The organism is Pseudoalteromonas sp. SiA1, from assembly GCF_018732205.1.
Classification (GTDB): domain Bacteria; phylum Pseudomonadota; class Gammaproteobacteria; order Enterobacterales; family Alteromonadaceae; genus Pseudoalteromonas; species Pseudoalteromonas tetraodonis.
The window spans coordinates 2660109-2679360 of sequence record NZ_CP076084.1; the positions used below are offsets into that span (position 1 = coordinate 2660109).

The following is a 19252-nucleotide window of genomic DNA, read 5'->3' on the forward strand; positions in this document are numbered from 1 at the left end:
ATAGTATATTAGCGGCAAACGACAATAAAGGGCTTTTTATCAATTAATGGCGCCAATTGCGTTTACTGAGGTTAACTATAAAACAAAAAACCACCGGCTTTAATAGCCAGTGGTTTTTTAAAATTAACGCTTAAGCAACCGCGTGTTCTAAAATTTCACGGCTTTCTTTTAGCGTAATCGCTTGGTTTTCACCAAGGGCAACCATGCCATGTGCTTCTAGTTTGCCAATAATATTATCAATGGCAGCCGCTTTATCATCACCATGTTCAGTTAGCTGTGTTGCAACCTCAAGGCTGTGGTAAAACGCTTCAATCGCTTGAATTGTTTGCTCTGCTAAATCGTCTGTTTGCTCAAGGCCAAATACGTTTTTACCCATTTGCTCTAGTTTCGCTTTTTTAACTGCAAATTGATTGCGCAATAAAGAAGGCTGAACAATAGCAAGCGAACGCGCATGGTCAACACCATAGGCAGCAGTAAGCTCATGACCAATCATGTGGGTTGCCCAATCTTGCGATACGCCAGAACCAATTAAGCCATTAAGTGCTTGGTTAGCTGCCCACATAAGGTTTGCACGCCATGCATCGTCTTGGTTTTCAAAGTTATCGCCCAGTGTTTTGAGCGTTTTTAACAGTGCCTCTGCGTATCCTTCTTGTACCAATGCGCCTTCAGGGAACGTAAGGTATTGCTCACAAGTATGCACCCACGCATCAACTAAGCCATTTACAAGCTGGCGCTGTGGTAATGTTTTCATTACATCAGGATCCATAATCGCAAATTTAGGCAGTACTTCTGGTGAAGCAAACGGCAATTTTTGCTTAGTCGCTTCTTTGCTTACCACTGAGTTTTGGTTAGATTCAGAACCTGTAGCTGGTAGCGTTAATACGGCACCAATTGGTAATGCGCTAGTAATTGTATGCTTGCCAGTAGGAATGTCCCAACCTTCGCCGTCGTATACTGCAGAAGCCGCAATGTATTTAACGCCGTCTATTACAGAGCCGCCGCCGACACCTAATACAAAGTCGATATCTTGTTCTTTACAAATTTTAACCGCTTGGTCAAGTACTTCAATTGTTGGGTTAGCACCCACGCCCGAGAATTCTACCCAATCAAAACCTTCAAGTGCAGCAGCAACTTGGTCATACACGCCGTTCTTTTTAATTGAGCCGCCGCCATAAACAACTAATACTTTTTGATCTTTTGCGATCAAGTCGCTAAGTGCGGCAATTTGCTGTTGGCCAAATTGGATGAGAGTGGGATTTACGTAGCTAAATTTCATTATTTTGCTCCTAGGTGACGGTTAATTTCATAATGCTTTACTTAGTCACATATCAAGTAAAGCTTTGATGAATGCATATTAGTAGCAAAGTTAATATATAAAAAGCCCAATAACTGCCTAAAGCTTGCCTAAAACTACCAGCACTGTTATTTTACGCAAAATATTTTAATTACAGATACTTTTATGCCCATCATAGCCAAAATGTTGCAACAATACGCCGAGCACAATAATTTACTAAGCTTTGAGGGCACCATGGAAACAATTATTCCTGGGGTGTATTTTCATCGCGCTACCAAAAGCTCACCGCGCCAGCCGCTTATTTATAATTCAGGCATAATCGTGGTTGGCCAAGGCCATAAAATAATTCACTTCCCAGAACATCAAATAAAATACGGCGAAGGTGATTACTTGGTACTAGGTGTACCGGTCCCATTAGAGTGTGAAGCTTTTACCGATAATGACTTACCGGTTATGGGCATAGCTATAGATATAAACCCTGTCATGTTGCACAAGCTGGTTAATCAGATGATGCAGCACCAGCCTTTATCTGTCTCCAGCGCGAACATTGGCGCAGTACAATCAGCAAAGCTAGACTGCGCAATGGAGCAGGTAACATGTAGGTTACTAACGGTTTTAAATAATCCACTTGAGGCTGAGGTATTCGGCGAAGATATAGTAAAAGAGCTAGTGTATCGTGTCCTTTGCGGCCCCCAAGGGAATACTTTAATAGGCCTAGCTATGCATGATGGCCATTATGCGCGTATAGCTCGCACACTAGCAACGATGCATCAGGACTATGCAAACCCTATTACTGTTGAAGGTTTAGCAGAAGAGGTAAATATGAGCGTATCCTCTTTTCATCGTGCATTTAGACAGGTAACGTTTGAATCTCCCTTACAATACTTAAAAAAAGTACGTTTAGCTAAAGCAAAAGAGTTAATTACCACAGCGGGCAGCAAAGCAAATGAAGCTGCTTTTAAGGTAGGTTACACCAGTGCATCACAGTTTAGCCGTGAGTTTAAACGCCACTTTAATAAAACTCCGAGTGAAATACAGTTATAAAAATAAGATTTACCCATTCATGCGCTATATCAAACTTTATTATTAACTTTTACTAGCAAAGATAACACGCTTTGTTAATATAGGGCAACTGCCATTTTTATAACCCTACTATGCTCAATAACACCGTAACAATAAGGAAGCACTTACATACAACCACCTCCTTATGTATTAAATTTTGCGGTGCTTTATTTGTCATTTTTATTTTTCTTATCTGCAATACAGCTATTGCAAAAGATAGCTGCAATTTAAAATCTATCGCAAACAGTGTATCCATTCCCTTATCGCAAGGTATTGCTGCAGACATAAAACTAGAAAAAGGCATTAACCAATTTGAGTTGGTATGTACGCTAAACCAAAGCGGTGTTTTTACGTTTACTCGCCCTGCACTTGAACGTTTTTCGTGGCAACAAAATAACCAATTAAAAGCCCCTTTAAAAACAAATCAAATGGCTATTTTAATGGAACAAGGCAGCTTTAATGCAAAGCTAACTTTAACCACTACTGCCAGCTATAACCCCTGGTTTACTTGGCTAGACTCACAGCAATTTATTGAAAAGGTGCAGTTGTACAATTTAATATTTGGGGTGTTTTATGGATTATGCGCAACGCTTATTTTTTATGCTTTAATAATAGGTTATGGCATTAAAGACGCTATTTTTAAACTGTATGGCATCTATCTTTTTTGTATCGCTAGCTTTATTTTTTTACAAGAAGGCCAGCCCTATTTATTTACCAATGGCTACTTTTCTGCATATATCAGCCACCTTTATACATTAAGTATTGGTTTAACTATAGTCAGTGCTACTTGGTTTATGAGCGCACTATTAGAGCTACCTGAGTATTGGCGCAAATTAAGTTATGCATTAAAAATTATCGCGTTATGTGTACTGACTTTGTGCTTACAAAAAATAGCTTTAGATTTACCCGCTATTACTAATATCACCACAATCGTTACTGGCTATTTGTCATTACTGATTGTTATGACCATTTTTATACTCTCAGCCGTGCAAGCTAAACAAGGCATTAACGAAGCCAGCTTGGTATTTATTGCCTTAAGCTGCGTGTTTATCAGCATGATATTTAGAGTGTTACTAACCGAATACAGTCCTTTTATGCAGCGTTATGGGTTTGTGATTGCTTTTACAATTGAATCTCTGCTTCTTGCTATTGCAGTTGGTAGGCGAATTCAACGACTCAGTTATGCTAAAAAACGGGCTGAACAGCACGCTAATTACGATCATCTTTGTCATATTTATAACCGCCGAGGCTGGAGTTTAAAAGCTAATGAGTTATTAAAAAAACATGCTCAACGTGGTGGCGTGTTGTGTTTTTTATATATCGATTTAGACCGATTTAAAGCAATAAATGATACCTACGGCCATGATGTTGGCGATAAAGTACTCTGTACGGTGGCAGAGTCAATTAGTCAGCATATGCGCAGTGAAGACGCAGTTGGCCGCTTAGGCGGAGATGAGTTTGTGGCTATGGCATTATTTACCAGCAAAGATAAAATTAACCAGCGAGTTGCGACCCTTGAACAAAAATTAAATGCGCTTAGCTTAGAACACCAAGGCAACACCATCGCTATTTACGCAAGCGTAGGACAAATAAACTATAGCGAAGCGCCTAAAAATTTAGATGAGGTTTTAAAAGCCGGTGATGAAGCAATGTATCAGAAAAAGTCTTTACGAAAAGCGCAGGCTAAGCAAACCTACACAAGAGAAAACGCCTAAAGTAATCGTTTAGGCGCATAATCATTACTCGCCTTTTTTGAATAATACTTCTGGGTTTACCATAGTTTTCATTTCTAAAACGTTACCATTTGGATCTTCAATAAAAAACGTTTCTTGCTCAAATTCATCACCTACAAAACGGCGGTAAGGCTTATCTAAATATTCAAGGCCAGCAGCCGCAATCCGAGTTTTTAACGCCTGAAATTCATCTTCAGATAAGTGAATACCAAAATGCGGTACAGCTACTGCGCCCATATCAACATCATGACGCACTGTTGGTAAGCGCTCTGTGCTTTGATGAAGCGTTAACTCGTTACCCCAAAAATCAATGTCTACCCATCGCCCAGCTTCACTATTACCCGTTTTACAACCAAGCACGTCACAATAAAACGCTTTCGCTTTTTCAAGATCACCAGCTGGAATAGCCAAATGCAAACAGTTAGACATAAATTACCTTAGGTTATAACTTTTAATATATGAAATATGCTGCATTATACATAATTTGTAATTTATAGAACATTAACGGCATTATTTTTAGTCATTCATTGCGTACATTTAATTTAAAGCCACGGTTATTTGCTCTTTTGGGAGCCATATATCGCTTTTAGTCTTAAATTGTCGATTTTAACTATTAAAGCTAAAACTGAACCTTTATGATGTGCGCCTTATGACTAAATTCATACTTTTAAAATTCATCACCTTTTTTATCGGCTGCTTGTCGTGCTTTATAATGCATACCACATTGGCATTACCTATTGTTGTGTCTGCTGCTTTAACAGGCCTCATCGGCTCATTTATTCCGTTTCCTGCACGTTATCAAAACCACCCTTATGCCTCCATTTATGCAGGTAGTTTTGCCGGTATGTGTTCCACCAACTTAATTAGCAACTATTGGGAAATCGCTATTATTTCTGCCATTGGCGCTGTTTTATATACACTAACACTTAATGTATTTGCAGGATTTGGCGGACGATTAGGCAGTATTGCATTTGCCAGTGTAGCCCTGTTTGTTTTAGCTAAAGGATTGCTGATATGACTATTACATACCCAGTATTAGCCTTGGCTGGTGCTTTTTTTACCTTTTATTTAGCAAAGCATAACCGCTTTGATGCTATAAGAGCCTCCGCTGCACTCTCAATTATTGCCTATCTGATTTTTACACAGCTGAGCCTCAACGCAGAACTCTATAGTATCGTTTTTTTTGGCGGCACCTTTATTGGCATGAGCGCCCCTCACCGCTTTGGTGTTTATACGCTTGCCAGTTCAGCAATTATATTTTCATTGTTTTTTGCCTATTTGGTTCCCATTCTTGATGGCTTTGGTGGCGCTTTGGGAATTAGTGCATTTTTATCAGTGTGTATTTGCCACCTTTTTATTTTACTGGGTGCGCCTCGCAGTAAAAAAACTAAAATTTAAGACTTACTTGAATAAAAGTTCAATTAAATCTTACACCTATTAAATCGTACAAAAATAATGCTCCTTTTTTTGATCAATACAGAGTTTGGCTACGTAGAGTTCACAAAGCTGTAACACTGTAACATTCAATTAAAGGAAAAATTATGAATAAAGTATTTAAGCTCGGTGCTATCATACTTCCCTTGTTACTCATTCAAGGTTGTAGTAGCGACGACGATAACAACGCCCCTGTCACTGTAGATCCACAACCAGCCGTTTCTGTTTTTGATGCCGCACAGGACTCTGGAGAATTCACTACCCTTGTTGCAGCACTTGAAGCAACCGGCCTAGATGAAACCCTTGATGATTTAACCACCAGTTATACTGTTTTTGCCCCTACCGATGATGCGTTTGCATTACTAGGCGAAGAAACCATTAATAACTTATTAGCTGATACAGACACGCTAAGCTCAATTTTAACTTACCATGTGGTCTCTGGCAGAGTCGATGCACAAACTGCGATTGGTTTAGCGGGTACTACCGTTGAAACTGTTAACGGGCAAAGCATTGCTTTATCTTTAGATGGTGAGAATTTATTAGTTAATACCAGCACAGTAACAATGACCGACATTGTGACTGATAACGGAATTATTCATGTTATTGATGCAGTGCTCACACCAAAAACAGTGTCAGAAACTGCGCCAACCAATAATATTATTGAAACAGCTCAGCAAGCTGGTAACTTTAGTACGTTACTTGCGGCTCTTGACGCTGCATCCCTTACTTCAGCACTAGCGGACGAATCATCAGAATTTACCGTATTTGCCCCTACGGATGCTGCATTCGAGGCAATTGGTAGCAACTTTTTAAACACATTACTGGCTAATCCCACCGTTTTAGCGGATGTTTTAAAGCAGCATGTGCTTGTTGGGTCAGTTGATTCAGTCACTGCAATGTCTTTAAACGGCCAATCAGCTGAAACGCTATTAGGCAATACACTTCCAATCGCGATAAACGCAGATACAAATATGTTGTCGTTTGGCGGTGCAAACATCATTGTTAAAGATATTATGACTTCTAACGGTGTTATCCATGTAATCGATTCGGTTATTATTTCTGATGTAACCTTACCGCAAAGCGCAGGAACAATTGCTGATATAGCCAGTGCAAATGGTAACTTTACTACACTTCTTGCTGCGCTAACGGCAACAGGCTTAGATACGTTAGTTGCTGATCCAGATAACACTTTTAGTGTATTTGCTCCTACGGATGATGCATTTGCAGCGCTCGGTCAGGATACAATTAATGCGCTGTTAGCTGATACAGATACGCTTCGTGATATTTTGCTTTACCATGTATTCCCTGACGCCACTGTTTTATCTGATGACGCTGTAGCCATTGCTAATAGCAATAGTAACAAAGTAGAAATGGCCAATGGCGACATGGCTGCTATTTCTTATGTAAATAGCTCGCTATTTATCAATGATTCGGCAATCACAGAGGCAAATGTAACCGCTAGCAACGGCGTTATTCATGTATTAAATAAAGTGATTATGCCACCGGCTGAAGTCGGCACACCGACTAAAACTATTGCAACAGTTGCCACAGAAACGCCTGCATTATCTACATTAGTAACTGCACTGCAAGCAGCAGGGTTAGTTGATACGTTTAACGATACCACTCAATCATTTACTGTATTTGCACCAACAAATGCGGCATTTAGTAAAATCCCTTCCGCTGATTTAGATGCCTTATTGGCTGACACCGCTGCACTAACAGGTGTTTTGACTCAACATGTATTAGGCGCTCAAGTTGGAAGTACCGATGCATTTGCAGCCAATGGTAAAATGGTCACTACACTTGCTGATAATATGCTAAGCGTAAACGTGGTAGATTTTACCAGCACCGAAAATACAGCAACAGACAGCGTAGCTTATGATGCAACAAATAATCGTTTAGTAACGGGTATGGCCGATGCAATGCCTGGTAAAACCGTGTATGTATTTGATAACGACTTAGGTGAGGCAATGAGCGTATGTGAAGCAGCTTGTGCAACAACGTGGCCACCCGTGTTAGGTACTGCGGCGTCTATCGAAAATATTCCGGGTTTATCATTGATTGCTCGCTCAGATGACAGCATGCAAGTCGCTTACCTTGGCCGCCCTTTATATACCTTCTCAGGTGATACGGCAGCTGGTCAGAATAATGGTCAAGCTGTGAACGATATTTGGTGGCAAGTAAGCTTACCGGCTACATCACTACAAGTAGCTGGCAGCAATGTAACAACCACTGATATTTACACTAGTAATGGCGTTGTACACTTAATTGATACAGTGATCACAACGGCCAAATAACTAAATTTTACTGTGAGATAAGCCAGGAGTGATGCTATTTGCTCCTGGCTTTTTTTATATAAATATAGGCTTACTTATTACTACGTTGAGAGCTTGTTGGGTAGCCAAACAACACGTTTAACTTGGCTTTTAACCCTTTAGCTTGGTAAGTACTTTTAAATAAATACTGCCACTGATGAAAGGTGATTTTGATCGGGTTATTACTGTTTAATTGACCAATAATGCCGTATTTACAGGGCTTGTTTTCATCCTCTTCTACATAAGTGCCAAATAATTTATCCCAAATAATTAAAACGCCAGCGAAGTTTTTATCTAAGTAGCCATTATTTATAGCGTGGTGCACCCGATGATGCGATGGGGTATTAAATAATGCTTCAAACCAACCGAGCTTTTTTACCACTTGCGTGTGTACAAAAAATTGATAAGCCAAATTAAGTGCCACCACCGCAAAAACAATCACAGGCTCAAAGCCTATTAATATCATCGGCAACCAAAATAGCCACATTCCCGCCAGCGGATACATTAAACTTTGCCTAAATGCCGTGGTAAAGTTCATTTTAGTAGAACTATGATGCACTACATGAGCGGCCCATAACCAATGAATATGATGTGATGCACGATGAAACCAATAGTATAAAAAGTCTTGCAGTAAAAAAGCGCCTAATACAGTAAATAGCGTCAATTCAATATCAAATAGCCGAAACTGATACAACCAATAAAAAAACGGCATTAATAATAATAACGCAATGGCATCAGCTCCTTGATGTAATAAAGCAAGTAACGCGTTGGCTAAGCTGTCTTTTATATCGTAGTAACGTCTAAATTTTATAAACTCAACCCCTACAAACAGCAAAAAAATAGGGCTCAGTGCCAATAAAATAATTTCAATGCTCATGACGTTTCTCCTGAAAATAGCTGGCTATTTTTTTAAGTGCTTGGCTAACATCTTTTTTTATAAAAAAAGCCAGTATAAAGTCGGGTAACCACAAAGGCGCAATACAACGAATATGGTAGCTGATCTCGGTGAGTGATGGCTGAGTATTATTGGCTTTTAAGTAAATATCACCACGGTGCTGTGCAACAGGTTTATCCCCTAAAATGCGGTAACAAATGTGGCTATTATCGGCCGTTATTATTTGCTCCTTAAATGTTGTACCTTGCATTTTTATTTGTCTAATGGTGCCTTTTCCACCACTTATTTCACCCGAGTCTTGCGGTGTTAACACTTCAAACTGCGCATTAAAAAAGCGCCCCAAATCAGCATGCGCTAATAATAAGGTGCGTAATTGTTCAGGCGTTGCTGCCACACTATGTTTAACGTTTATCTCAATCATTGTGTGCCCCATATTATTTTTATAGATCTCTAGCATATAAAAATATTGCATGGCAAACTTGCGATTAGATGACTATTTTTTAGCTTTAGGCGACAAATGAAAACCTTAGCCGATCATTACTTTTCTAGCTGTTTGGATTATCTTCAAAGCACAGGATTAGATAGCAAAGAGATACTAACTGCCATTGAATTTGATGAATATACAAATAAGCAAACACAACAATTAGCGCCTCGTATTAGCTTAAAAAGCTATAATGCGCTGCTTAGTTATGCACAGCAAACGCTAAATGACTCCTTATTCGGGTTTGAATTAGGAAAACAAATACGTACCGCTGATTTTGGTGTACTTGGGTATTTAATTGAATCGAGTACTAATCTAGCCAGTGCCATTACTGCATTACTGAGCTACGACAGTTTAGTGGCTAACATAGGGCGTGCTGAGTTTGAACAGCAACAAACACTTTGCAAGGTAACCTGGTTAGCAGACCCACAGTGCAGTCCACAAGCCGTATTAAGAAATATGACCGCGTGGGTAAGTGTTATACGCCAACTGCTTAATCCTCAGCTTTCGCCTAGTTGCGTTTATTTTACAGCACATTTTTCAGACAGTGAGTTACAACAATTAGCGCAATGGTTTAATTGCCCAGTAAAAGCTGGCGCTAACTTTAATCAAGTAGAGTTTCCAAGTAGTTACTTAACCCTTCCTTTTAAAACCGATAACTCCCAGATTAACGCTGTGCTAAAGCAAATGTCAGAGCAACAGCTATCCCAATTTAAAAGTCAGCAATTATTAACAGAAAAAATTAATCATATTTTAATGGCTAAATATGATTTGCAGGACTGTTCACTGATCAGAACGGCTAGTGCTTTAAATATGACCCCGCGCACAGTGCAACGTCATCTAAAGCAAGAAAACATCAATTTTGCCGCTCTTCTTGAGCAAGAGCAAAAACGCCGTTTGTTAACTTATATTCCTCATTATTCGCTAAGCAGTATTGCAACTATGTTGGGGTTTAATGATCAAAGCTCTTTTAATCGCGCCTTTAAGCGCTGGTATCAATGCTCACCTCGTCAATTTATAAAAAACAATAATTAAACAATTTGATTACCTAAAACACACATTTAACGTGTACCTTTTTATTGATTTTATTTACACTAGCCTCATGTATTGCTTTAAAGACAATTATTTATGCGTTTGCGTATGATGTTAACTGTTTTTGTATTGGTTTTTTATAGTGCGGTCTGTCACGCAAACCCGGTTACCTTCATCGCTGAAGATTTGCCCCCTTATCATTTTAAAAACCCTCAAGGTGAAGCGCAGGGTGCCTTAGTAGATATCGCTAAAGCAGTATTAAAAGGCACGGCTTTAACAGCAACGTTTGAAATAATGCCGATGGCGCGTATGTTTCAACAACAACAAGCCAATCCTAATGCCATCATGCTGTCACTGTTAAAAACGCCAAACAGAAACAGCCAGTTTAAGTGGCTGGGAAAAGTGTATTTTGCAGATGCATACCTAGTAAGTTTACGCAGTCATAACGATGAAGTGATTCACTTAAACTTTGCCAAAGAATACAAAGTGGCCACTATTCGCGGTTATTCTGCACAAGCTTATTTAGAAGCTCAAGGCTTTACTGAAAGTGAGAATCTAGTCTTAGTCAGTTACTACCAGCAGCTATGGAGAATGCTGTATAAAAATCGTATCGATTTTGTGGTGACTAACACCCTCACCCTTGAAAACGAGTTAAAGCGAGCAGGGCTCGACCCAAACTTAATTACTAAGCGTATACATTTAGATGAGCTACCTTCTTCTCTTCACTTTGCAGCAAGTAAGCAGCTTAACCCGCAAACAGCAAAAATTATTACTGATAGATTAAACGCGATAAAAGAAAGCGGTGAATACCAACAAATTTTAAATAAATGGCAGCTCCCTATTCCAACGCGCCTTTAGTATTGAGTAGGTAAAACGCCTTGCGTTAAGTAATTTTTTAATGAAGTAAATAAAGGTGAAGGTAAGTTATTAATATCACACCAACGCCACTGTAAACATTTGTTAGGCTCTTTATTCACAGGCTCGCCACCTTCATACTTTGCCTGCACATATAAAGTAATATAGTGCTTGTTCTCGGCGCTAAAAATATCGTTGGTAAAATCGAGTTTACGAATATTAGTAACAGTAAGCCCTGTCTCTTCTGCGACTTCGCGCACTGCACATTGCTCAACCGTTTCACCAAATTCTAAATGCCCCCCAGGGGTTGCCCACGTATTTGCACCATGCGCACCTAACCGTTCACCGAGTAAAATTTTATTATCATGCATTACTATCACTGCAACGCCTACTCTGACAACTTGACTCATTATTACCACATTAAATAGTTCATCATTTTTATATGTTACCTCATTTAAATCATCAAACTAGTCGTTAGTTCTTTATAAACCATAGCGTTAGCTAAAAACCAAACAATCCGTTTATTATTTAACCGACCATAGTCGAATATCACTCCTGATAAAAAGCGCTTAGTTTTAAATAAAGTTATATTAAATTTTGCTCAGGAGCCTTTATGTCAGGTGAATACAAACAACACTACAACGAGTTTAAACAAAACCCGGCAGCGTTTTGGTTATCGCAAAGTAAACGCCTCCCTTGGTACCAGGCTCCCGAAACAGCTTACACACAAGATGAAAACGGTTTATATCACTGGTATGCCGACGGCCAACTTAATAGCTGCTTTTTAGCGGTAGATCAGCATGTTATTGCAGGCCATGGTGATGAAACAGCGTTAATTTATGACTCACCCGTAACCAATACCGCGCGCAGCTACAGCTACTTTGAACTGCAACAAGAAGTCGCTAAATTCGCAGGAGTAATGCAGTCTTTAGGCGTAACAAAAGGCGACCGCGTGGTTATTTATATGCCCATGATCCCCGAGGCCGTAATTGGTATGTTAGCCTGCGCCCGCATCGGCGCTATTCATTCAGTTGTTTTTGGCGGGTTTGCAGCACATGAATTAGCGGTACGTATTGATGACGCCAAGCCTAAGTTAGTACTCAGTGCCTCTTGCGGTGTGGAAGTGAATACCGTAATTGAATACAAAGAGTTACTTGATAACGCCCTCGAATCAGCCTCTTATAAAGTAGAACATTGTATTATTTATCAGCGTGAACAAGTAACTGCACCACTTATGCCTGAGCGTGATATTGACTGGGCTGTTGCAATGCAAACAGCTACTGGCGTTGATCCCGTTCCGGTAAATGGCGATCACCCGCTTTATATTTTATACACGTCAGGCACAACCGGTACTCCCAAGGGAGTTGTTCGTGAAAATGGCGGCCATGCCGTGGCCATGCATTACAGCATGGAAACCGTATACGGAATGAAACCTGGTGACGTGTTTTGGGCCGCTTCGGATATTGGTTGGGTTGTAGGCCATTCGTACATAGTGTATGCCCCGCTTATGTACCGCTGTGCCACTATTTTATTTGAAGGTAAACCAGTTAGAACCCCAGATGCCAGTGCATTTTGGCGAGTGGTTGAACAGTATAAAGTAACGGCTTTATTTAGCGCACCAACGGCCTTTAGAGCGATAAAAAAAGAAGATCCCAATGCCGATGGGTTTAAACAATACGATACTTCAAGTCTGAAACGCTTGTTTTTAGCAGGCGAGCGCTTAGATCCCCCCACCTACGATTGGCTCAAAGAAAAAACAGGCCTACCTGTGCTTGATCATTGGTGGCAAACCGAAACTGGTTGGGCGATAGCCTGTAATCCTGTCGGCATTGAGCACCTACCTACAAAAGCAGGCAGTTCAACGGTTGCGACTCCTGGGTTTGACGTACGTATTTTAGATATGAATGGTGACGAATGCGCCCCCAATGAACAAGGTGCAGTCGTTATTAAACTGCCTTTACCGCCAGGATGTTTACCCACTATTTGGCAAAATACCGAACGCTTTAAAGCCGGTTATTTAAGTGAATATGAAGGCTATTATCTTTCTGGCGACGGCGGTTATATTGATGATGATGGCTACCTATTTATTATGGGCCGCACCGATGATGTGATTAATGTCGCGGGACATCGTTTATCAACCGGTGAAATGGAGGAAATTGTAGCCGCTCATCCCGCGGTTGCTGAGTGTGCCGTATTTGGTGTTAATGATGCGCTCAAGGGTCAAAACCCCATGGCCATGGTAGTGTTAAAAAATGATTTTCATGGCTCGCATAAAGAAGTAGAGCAGCAATTGGTGCAAACCGTGCGTAATCAAATCGGCGCTATTGCGTGTCTTAAAAATATTATGTGTGTAGAACGCTTACCAAAAACACGCTCAGGTAAAATTTTACGCAAAAACTTACGTCAACTTATTGATGGTGAAGAACTGCAAATTCCATCAACCATTGACGATCCGAGTATTTTTGAGGAGTTAACTCTGCAACTTGCTGAAAATAAAATATAAATATTATTTTTAAAACGTCTATTTAAGCGCGGCTTAAATAGACTTTTCTCGCCCCATCTGCTTAACTAGATTTCATTAAATAGATGAAACTCACGCAAATAAATCTCTTGGGAATATAAATGACTGAAATACGATCGCAGCTGCGAGAATTTTTACTGCAATGGTTTAGTCTTTATTTTCCTGGGAGTGCGCATTTATGGTACAACATATTAGTACTGTGCTGGGTTGGCTTATTTGCGCTCATATTGCACCTCATCTTAAGGTCAGTTTCAAAACGACTACTTAAAGGCCGCTTTAGTGATAAAGTTGTTCAAACTGATACCCACACGCCTGCCGACTTAGCGCTTAAATTAACACGTAATATTTCCTTTGTTTTACAAGGTGCTGTGGTTGTTATACAAGCTAGGCTTTGGGTTCCCGAAGGAACGGCTTTTTTACATATCATTGAGATGTTTACTGATCAGTGGATCATTTTATTTGCACTGCTCTCGCTGTTCTCTTTGCTCAATATTTTTCAAGCAATATCTGACAGGCAACCCATTGCAGCTCACTTTCCATTACGTGGTTTTTTACAAACAATTAAACTGATCGCCAGCGTATTAACCGGTATTTTAGCGATTTCATTATTAATGAATAAATCCCCGTTAATATTACTCAGTGGTTTAGGTGCGCTATCGGCTGTACTGCTACTGGTGTTTAAGGACGCTATTTTAGGGCTGGTGGCCGGTATTCAGCTCTCAGCAAACAATATGCTTGCGGTTGGTGATTGGTTAGAAATGCCCAAATACGGCGCTGATGGCGATGTGATTGATATAGCCTTGACCACAGTTAAAGTAAGAAATTGGGATAAAACCATTACCACTATTCCAACCTATGCGCTAATTTCTGACTCATTTAAAAACTGGCGCGGTATGTCAGAATCCGGTGGGCGGCGCATAAAACGGAGTATCCATATAGAAATGAGCAGTGTGCGCTTTTTAGATGAGCAAGAGATCACCGCGCTGAAAAAAGCAGATTTATTAAGTCACTACCTCGAAATTACCCTACCGGTTATCAACGAGCAAAATACCACAAAAAAAGTAGATATGAGCTGTACGTTAAATGGTCGTCGGCTCACTAATGTTGGCACATTTCGTCATTATTTAGTCGCGCTATTAAAACATCACCCACATATTCATCAGGGAATGACACTGATGGTAAGGCAGCTAGAGCCAACTAAAAATGGCTTACCCATTGAGATTTATGCATTTACCAATACAACTAATTGGGGTGAGTATGAAAATATTCAGTCAGATATATTTGACCATATATTAGCGATATTACCCGCCTTTTCGTTACGTGCCCATGAGGCACCAACAGGGAACGATATTCGTCAACTAATTAAATAATCACTAAATCCGTTTTAATTGCCCTATTAACCACTGGTGAATATCGCTGTTATTTGAACGTGGATGCCACGCTGCAATCACCTTAAATGGCGGTGGTAATAATTCAACTTCAAGCTATTTCACTTTGGCGTTTGGCAGTAAACGCGATGGGTAAAAAGCAATTAAGTCAGTACTGCAAAGCAAATCGGGGACAAATGAAAAGCCAGGCACTGACATAACTATATTGCGCGCATAGCCCTTATCAGCAAACCATTGGTCGTGAGAGCCTCTTAAGTTAGCACGTGACGCTGAAACCACTAATTGAGGGTGTGCCGCCACCTCAGCAAGGCTCAACGTCGATGAAGAAAACACCGTGTTTTTCCCCGCAATACAAATATGTTGTTCTTCAAATAATGTGTCATAGATTAAGTTTGTAGGGATAAATTCAGGAAAACTAATTAATAAATCCAGCTCTCCTGCACTTATTAATTGATTAACATTATCAGAGGCAAAGTCACGAATAATCAGCTTTAATCCTGGCGCTTCGCGTCTTGTTATTTCTAATAATTGTGGCAAAAGAGCTGCTATAGCGTAATCAGTCGCACTTATTGTAAATACGCCCTTGTAGCTACTTGGGATAAATTGTTTAGGTATTAATAACGCTTCTACCTGAGTTAATATTTGATTAATGGGCTTCTCTAGTGCAATTGCTTTAGGTGTTGCAACCATTGTATTGCCTTGGCGAATAAAAAGCCGATCGTCAAATAAGTCACGCAATTTTCGCAGCTGCTCACTAATAGCCTGCTGGGTTAAGCCCATTTTGCGGGCCACATCCGACACATTTTTTAGTTTAAGTAATGCACTCAATATTCGTAATTGTTTTATATCAAGCCGAGACATACCATTCATAATTGTATCTTAAACAAAAAAGCATTGTTTCAAATTGTACCTTTTAATCCCTATGCTCACCAGCATTGTAATTGGCGCTAAACAGCATTATTAATTTAAAAGGTATTAAAATGAGTCAACCAAGTAAAAATATAGACAGTCTATTTTCATCAATCAATTTAGGCCCATACACACTTAAAAACCGTATTGTAATGCCGCCACTTACACGCTCACGCAGCACAGTTCCTGGCAATATCCCCAACGAGGTGATGGCCACATATTATGCACAGCGTGCTAGTGCTGGTTTTATGGTTACCGAAGGCACTCAAATTGAACCAAGAGGACAAGGGTATGCCTGGACACCAGGCATTCATTCTAATCAACAAATAGCTGGTTGGAAAAAAGTAACTGATGCAGTACATGCAGAAGGTGGAATTATTTTTGCCCAGCTTTGGCACGTTGGCCGCGTTTCACATACCAGCTTACAGCCTAATGAAGCCAAACCTATTGCCCCCTCAGCTCTAATAGCTGATAGCGTTAAAGTCTTTATTGAAACAGGACCGGCTCAAGGCGCTTTAGCCAACCCAAGTGAACCACAAGCTTTAACAACCGATGAAGTAAAAGAGCTTGTTGGCATGTATGCACAAGCTGCCCGTAATGCGCTAGAAGCGGGGTTTGATGGTGTAGAACTGCATTGTGCTAATGGGTATTTAGTAAATCAGTTTATTTCTGAGCACACCAATAAACGAGATGATGAATACGGCGGATCTCTTACTAATCGCCTGCGCTTTTTAAAAGAAATTGTCGCGGCAGTAAGTGACGTAGTAGGCCCTGAGCGCTTAGGGGTTAGATTTGCGCCCTTATTTAGCAGTACTGATGAAACCCGTGTTTATTTAGGGTTAGTAGAATCAGACCCACACCATACCTACATTGAAGCGATTAAAGTACTTGAACAAGCCGGTATTGCCTACCTTTCAATTGCAGAAGCTGATTGGGACAATGCTCCTGATTTACCAGAGCTATTTTATCAAGCAGCTAGAGCTGAATTTTCTGGGCGTATTATTTACGCTGGTAAGTACACTGTTGAAAAAGCGGTGGCGATGTTAGCTAAAGGCTACGGTGATTTATTTGCTTTTGGTCGCCCTTTTATTGCAAACCCTGATTTACCAGCGCGCATAAAAAATCAATGGCCATTAAATGAAGCCGATGCAGCCACTATGTATGGCGGGACTGAGCAAGGTTACAGTGACTACCCTTACTACAAAAACGATTAATTAATAGGCCATGGATGGCCTTATTCAATGTTTAAACGCTTTTTACATCGTCTCCCACTTTGTTGAATTTAATCTGCTCACTATTTTTACATTTACTAAAATGTCATACATTTGGTTAAAAAATGTCGATAAAAAGCATTAAAATTAGTTTTAAAGTATTGCTTTTAAATAATTAACAAGCATTAAAGTAGTAATATTTTTATATATCAATACAATAAGCTTTTATTTTTTTAGGCATCGGCCTTTGGAGCATGGGTTGTTAAAATTAGCAGGAGTTAAATCAACTTCTTTGAGTCTTTTAGCCGTGTGTGGATTATTTTTGTTATTAACTCAATTTCAAACCCAATGGCAAAGTAAGCTCTCTCTTATTAATAATCTTGTTTATCCATTACTGATTATTACCGCTATATTTGCCACTCAGTTTAATCGAAGTCGAGTTGCTATTTTGTGCGCGTTTTGGTTACTTTATTTATGTTCACTTGAGTATGCTATGCCTTGGTCAAGTTGGCTTAAAGCGCAATCTGATTGGGTTTTACTATGCGCTGCAAGTTTATTAATGTTGTTAGCCGTGATTAAAGAACGCGCACTTTTATCAATACACACTGCGACCCGAACCCTATTAATTATTCTATGTGGCGGCGCAGCGTTTGCGTGGCTGGCACTGAGTCTGCATTTACAAGGGCTATCATTACAACCTTCTGTTTATACTCAACTGCTTCCTTATTTACCCATAGCTTTACCACTGTCGCTCATTGGCAGCTTACTCATTTGGCAAAGCGTAAGAACACATAACCTGACGCAAACGGCGTTACTCATCACTTTTATTGTGTGGTGCCTTAACCAACAACATGTTATTGATTTTCCTTGGTCTGTCATTGCTGTACTTATGGCTTCTCTGTATTTATTAGCGGTGAGTACCGACTCTTATTATTTAGCTTACAGAGACGATTTAACGAGCTTACCAACGCGCCGCGCACTTAATCAGCTTGCTCTATCATTAGGGCGAAAATACACTGTTGCTATGCTCGATATTGACCACTTTAAAAAATTCAACGACACCTATGGCCATGATATTGGCGACCAAGTACTTAAGCTAGTGGCAGCAAAAATGAGTGGCGTTAAAGGGGGTGGCAAGATTTACCGTTATGGCGGAGAGGAATTTACCGTTGTATTTCCAAGAAAAACAGCTGAGCAGTCAATTCCTGAACTCGAAACACTGCGTCAAAATATTGCAACTTACGACATGGTGATCAGAAACCCAAAACGCACAGATAAAAAATCTCGCAAAGGTAAACAGCCAAACGACAATAAAACGGTGAACGTGACTGTTTCTATTGGAGTAGCACAAAGAACAGCAAAACAAAGCTTTGACGAAGCTTTAAAAAATGCTGATTTAGCGCTTTATAGAGCTAAAAAGAAAGGCAGAAACAACGTAAGCGAATAATGCTTTTGTAACGTGGCACGCTAACGTTTAGTTATAGCATGCCCAAAGGCATGCTAACTTTACCTGCAACCTATTGCTTTTCAATCACTGCTTTTAAATTATTTAACGCGGAGACCGAAAAGCCACGGTCGTAAAAGTAAATAATTTTGCCACTCTCATCAAGCAGTATTACGCGGCTGTTGTTAGGGTTTTCGTTACCAGTAAATGCTTGAACTTTATCGCCATCTTTGTAAATTGTGATCACCCCACCCCACAACTCTTTTGGGATCCCTTTGCGCATACCGCTATCAATTAAGGTACTAAACATACGAGGAACCATCCCCTGAATAGTGGGCAACTCATAAGCGGTCACATCCACTGCGCTCATATCTAAACCAATAAGCCAACGATCAATATCAAACTGGCTATCTTGTTTATAACCAATTAACAGCAACGTATTGGGGTTGTTAAAGTCCTCAGGAATGGTGAATGACTTTTGCTCTAAGCTTTCTCCCGTCACAGTAGGAAATTGCTTACCAAGTAGTGCTTGGTTTGGGTATTGGGTTGAACACCCACTAACCACTAAAACCATCACCAGTGCCATTATTGCCTTTAACATACCTCTACTCCCTCTTTTAAATAAAAACTAAAGTGAACAAATTAATTTATTACTACGTATTAGGGTTACGATTTTAT

At 40.0% G+C, this 19252-nt stretch carries 18 protein-coding genes; 11 read left to right on the forward strand and 7 right to left on the reverse strand.

Features of this window, described 5'->3' with window-relative positions; translation table 11 throughout:
- Positions 1-130: 130 nt before the first annotated feature.
- Entirely contained in the window at positions 131-1276 is a 1146-nt protein-coding gene (locus tag KK487_RS12355) for an iron-containing alcohol dehydrogenase (RefSeq protein ID WP_013465765.1), read from the reverse strand.
- A gap of 183 nt (positions 1277-1459) precedes the next feature.
- Here KK487_RS12355 and KK487_RS12360 point away from each other — a divergent pair, with 183 nt between their 5' ends.
- Positions 1460-2338: an AraC family transcriptional regulator gene (locus KK487_RS12360; RefSeq protein WP_024601309.1), complete on the forward strand. Its 879-nt coding sequence runs from the start codon at positions 1460-1462 to the stop codon at positions 2336-2338.
- A gap of 110 nt (positions 2339-2448) precedes the next feature.
- Positions 2449-4071 (forward strand): sensor domain-containing diguanylate cyclase, encoded by a 1623-nt coding sequence (locus tag KK487_RS12365; RefSeq protein ID WP_215521808.1) that lies wholly within the window; start codon positions 2449-2451, stop codon positions 4069-4071.
- Between the two features lie 24 nt (positions 4072-4095).
- Here the strand turns inward: KK487_RS12365 and KK487_RS12370 are convergent, their stop codons facing one another.
- Complete coding sequence (locus KK487_RS12370) at positions 4096-4518, reverse strand: VOC family protein (protein ID WP_024601311.1); 423 nt, start codon at positions 4516-4518, stop codon at positions 4096-4098.
- Positions 4519-4801: 283 nt separating this feature from the next.
- On the opposite strand from KK487_RS12370, the gene KK487_RS12375 reads away from it, so the two are divergent.
- From KK487_RS12375 to KK487_RS12385, 3 genes are all read left to right on the forward strand, one after another.
- Positions 4802-5107 carry a hypothetical protein gene (locus KK487_RS12375; RefSeq protein WP_028835701.1) on the forward strand — a complete coding sequence of 102 codons (306 nt, stop codon included), beginning with the start codon at positions 4802-4804 and terminating at the stop codon, positions 5105-5107.
- Entirely contained in the window at positions 5104-5487 is a 384-nt protein-coding gene (locus tag KK487_RS12380; RefSeq protein WP_215521809.1) for a hypothetical protein, read from the forward strand. The genes KK487_RS12375 and KK487_RS12380 overlap by 4 nt, the downstream gene beginning before the upstream one ends.
- Positions 5488-5630: 143 nt before the next feature.
- Positions 5631-7820: a fasciclin domain-containing protein gene (locus KK487_RS12385; RefSeq protein WP_215521810.1), complete on the forward strand. Its 2190-nt coding sequence runs from the start codon at positions 5631-5633 to the stop codon at positions 7818-7820.
- 70 nt (positions 7821-7890) lie between these two features.
- On the opposite strand, the gene KK487_RS12390 is transcribed toward KK487_RS12385, so the two are convergent.
- Together KK487_RS12390 and KK487_RS12395 are read right to left on the reverse strand one after the other, a co-directional pair.
- Complete coding sequence (locus KK487_RS12390; protein WP_215521811.1) at positions 7891-8715, reverse strand: sterol desaturase family protein; 825 nt, start codon at positions 8713-8715, stop codon at positions 7891-7893.
- A complete protein-coding gene (locus KK487_RS12395; protein ID WP_090493841.1) occupies positions 8705-9154 on the reverse strand; it encodes an SRPBCC family protein in 450 nt (149 codons plus the stop codon). The genes KK487_RS12390 and KK487_RS12395 overlap by 11 nt, the downstream gene beginning before the upstream one ends.
- 96 nt (positions 9155-9250) lie before the next feature.
- On the opposite strand from KK487_RS12395, the gene KK487_RS12400 reads away from it, so the two are divergent.
- A complete protein-coding gene (locus tag KK487_RS12400) occupies positions 9251-10249 on the forward strand; it encodes an AraC family transcriptional regulator (RefSeq protein WP_215521812.1) in 999 nt (332 codons plus the stop codon).
- A gap of 93 nt (positions 10250-10342) precedes the next feature.
- On the forward strand, positions 10343-11104 hold the full coding sequence (locus KK487_RS12405) for a substrate-binding periplasmic protein (protein WP_024601316.1): 762 nt from the start codon (positions 10343-10345) through the stop codon (positions 11102-11104).
- Here KK487_RS12405 and KK487_RS12410 read toward each other — a convergent pair.
- Positions 11101-11511: a nucleotide triphosphate diphosphatase NUDT15 gene (locus KK487_RS12410; protein ID WP_215521813.1), complete on the reverse strand. Its 411-nt coding sequence runs from the start codon at positions 11509-11511 to the stop codon at positions 11101-11103. The genes KK487_RS12405 and KK487_RS12410 overlap by 4 nt on opposite strands.
- 203 nt (positions 11512-11714) lie before the next feature.
- On the opposite strand from KK487_RS12410, the gene KK487_RS12415 reads away from it, so the two are divergent.
- On the forward strand, positions 11715-13604 hold the full coding sequence (locus KK487_RS12415) for a propionyl-CoA synthetase (protein ID WP_215521814.1): 1890 nt from the start codon (positions 11715-11717) through the stop codon (positions 13602-13604).
- 119 nt (positions 13605-13723) lie between these two features.
- Positions 13724-14992: a mechanosensitive ion channel family protein gene (locus KK487_RS12420; RefSeq protein ID WP_215521815.1), complete on the forward strand. Its 1269-nt coding sequence runs from the start codon at positions 13724-13726 to the stop codon at positions 14990-14992.
- A 114-nt stretch (positions 14993-15106) separates the two neighbouring features.
- Here KK487_RS12420 and KK487_RS12425 read toward each other — a convergent pair whose 3' ends face one another.
- The gene (locus KK487_RS12425; RefSeq protein WP_252190546.1) at positions 15107-15880 is read right to left on the reverse strand and encodes a LysR family transcriptional regulator; all 774 of its coding nucleotides are present in this window, start codon (positions 15878-15880) and stop codon (positions 15107-15109) included.
- A 110-nt stretch (positions 15881-15990) separates the two neighbouring features.
- Here KK487_RS12425 and KK487_RS12430 point away from each other — a divergent pair, with 110 nt between their 5' ends.
- Positions 15991-17133 (forward strand): alkene reductase, encoded by a 1143-nt coding sequence (locus KK487_RS12430; RefSeq protein ID WP_175610027.1) that lies wholly within the window; start codon positions 15991-15993, stop codon positions 17131-17133.
- Positions 17134-17389: 256 nt separating this feature from the next.
- Entirely contained in the window at positions 17390-18577 is a 1188-nt protein-coding gene (locus KK487_RS12435) for a GGDEF domain-containing protein (protein WP_252190547.1), read from the forward strand.
- A gap of 70 nt (positions 18578-18647) precedes the next feature.
- Here the strand turns inward: KK487_RS12435 and KK487_RS12440 are convergent, their stop codons facing one another.
- On the reverse strand, positions 18648-19175 hold the full coding sequence (locus KK487_RS12440; protein WP_024601322.1) for a hypothetical protein: 528 nt from the start codon (positions 19173-19175) through the stop codon (positions 18648-18650).
- Between the last annotated feature and the right edge of the window lie 77 nt (positions 19176-19252).

Excerpts from the sequence above, each read along its gene's own strand:
- KK487_RS12355 (WP_013465765.1), bottom strand. The coding sequence starts at position 1,276 with ATGAAATTTAGCTACGTAAATCCCACTCTCATCCAATTTGGCCAACAG.
- KK487_RS12360 (WP_024601309.1), top strand. The coding sequence starts at position 1,460 with ATGCCCATCATAGCCAAAATGTTGCAACAATACGCCGAGCACAATAAT.
- KK487_RS12365 (WP_215521808.1), top strand. The coding sequence starts at position 2,449 with ATGCTCAATAACACCGTAACAATAAGGAAGCACTTACATACAACCACC.
- KK487_RS12370 (WP_024601311.1), bottom strand. The coding sequence starts at position 4,518 with ATGTCTAACTGTTTGCATTTGGCTATTCCAGCTGGTGATCTTGAAAAA.
- KK487_RS12375 (WP_028835701.1), top strand. The coding sequence starts at position 4,802 with ATGCATACCACATTGGCATTACCTATTGTTGTGTCTGCTGCTTTAACA.
- KK487_RS12380 (WP_215521809.1), top strand. The coding sequence starts at position 5,104 with ATGACTATTACATACCCAGTATTAGCCTTGGCTGGTGCTTTTTTTACC.
- KK487_RS12385 (WP_215521810.1), top strand. The coding sequence starts at position 5,631 with ATGAATAAAGTATTTAAGCTCGGTGCTATCATACTTCCCTTGTTACTC.
- KK487_RS12390 (WP_215521811.1), bottom strand. The coding sequence starts at position 8,715 with ATGAGCATTGAAATTATTTTATTGGCACTGAGCCCTATTTTTTTGCTG.
- KK487_RS12395 (WP_090493841.1), bottom strand. The coding sequence starts at position 9,154 with ATGATTGAGATAAACGTTAAACATAGTGTGGCAGCAACGCCTGAACAA.
- KK487_RS12400 (WP_215521812.1), top strand. The coding sequence starts at position 9,251 with ATGAAAACCTTAGCCGATCATTACTTTTCTAGCTGTTTGGATTATCTT.
- KK487_RS12405 (WP_024601316.1), top strand. The coding sequence starts at position 10,343 with ATGCGTTTGCGTATGATGTTAACTGTTTTTGTATTGGTTTTTTATAGT.
- KK487_RS12410 (WP_215521813.1), bottom strand. The coding sequence starts at position 11,511 with ATGAGTCAAGTTGTCAGAGTAGGCGTTGCAGTGATAGTAATGCATGAT.
- KK487_RS12415 (WP_215521814.1), top strand. The coding sequence starts at position 11,715 with ATGTCAGGTGAATACAAACAACACTACAACGAGTTTAAACAAAACCCG.
- KK487_RS12420 (WP_215521815.1), top strand. The coding sequence starts at position 13,724 with ATGACTGAAATACGATCGCAGCTGCGAGAATTTTTACTGCAATGGTTT.
- KK487_RS12425 (WP_252190546.1), bottom strand. The coding sequence starts at position 15,880 with ATGAATGGTATGTCTCGGCTTGATATAAAACAATTACGAATATTGAGT.
- KK487_RS12430 (WP_175610027.1), top strand. The coding sequence starts at position 15,991 with ATGAGTCAACCAAGTAAAAATATAGACAGTCTATTTTCATCAATCAAT.
- KK487_RS12440 (WP_024601322.1), bottom strand. The coding sequence starts at position 19,175 with ATGTTAAAGGCAATAATGGCACTGGTGATGGTTTTAGTGGTTAGTGGG.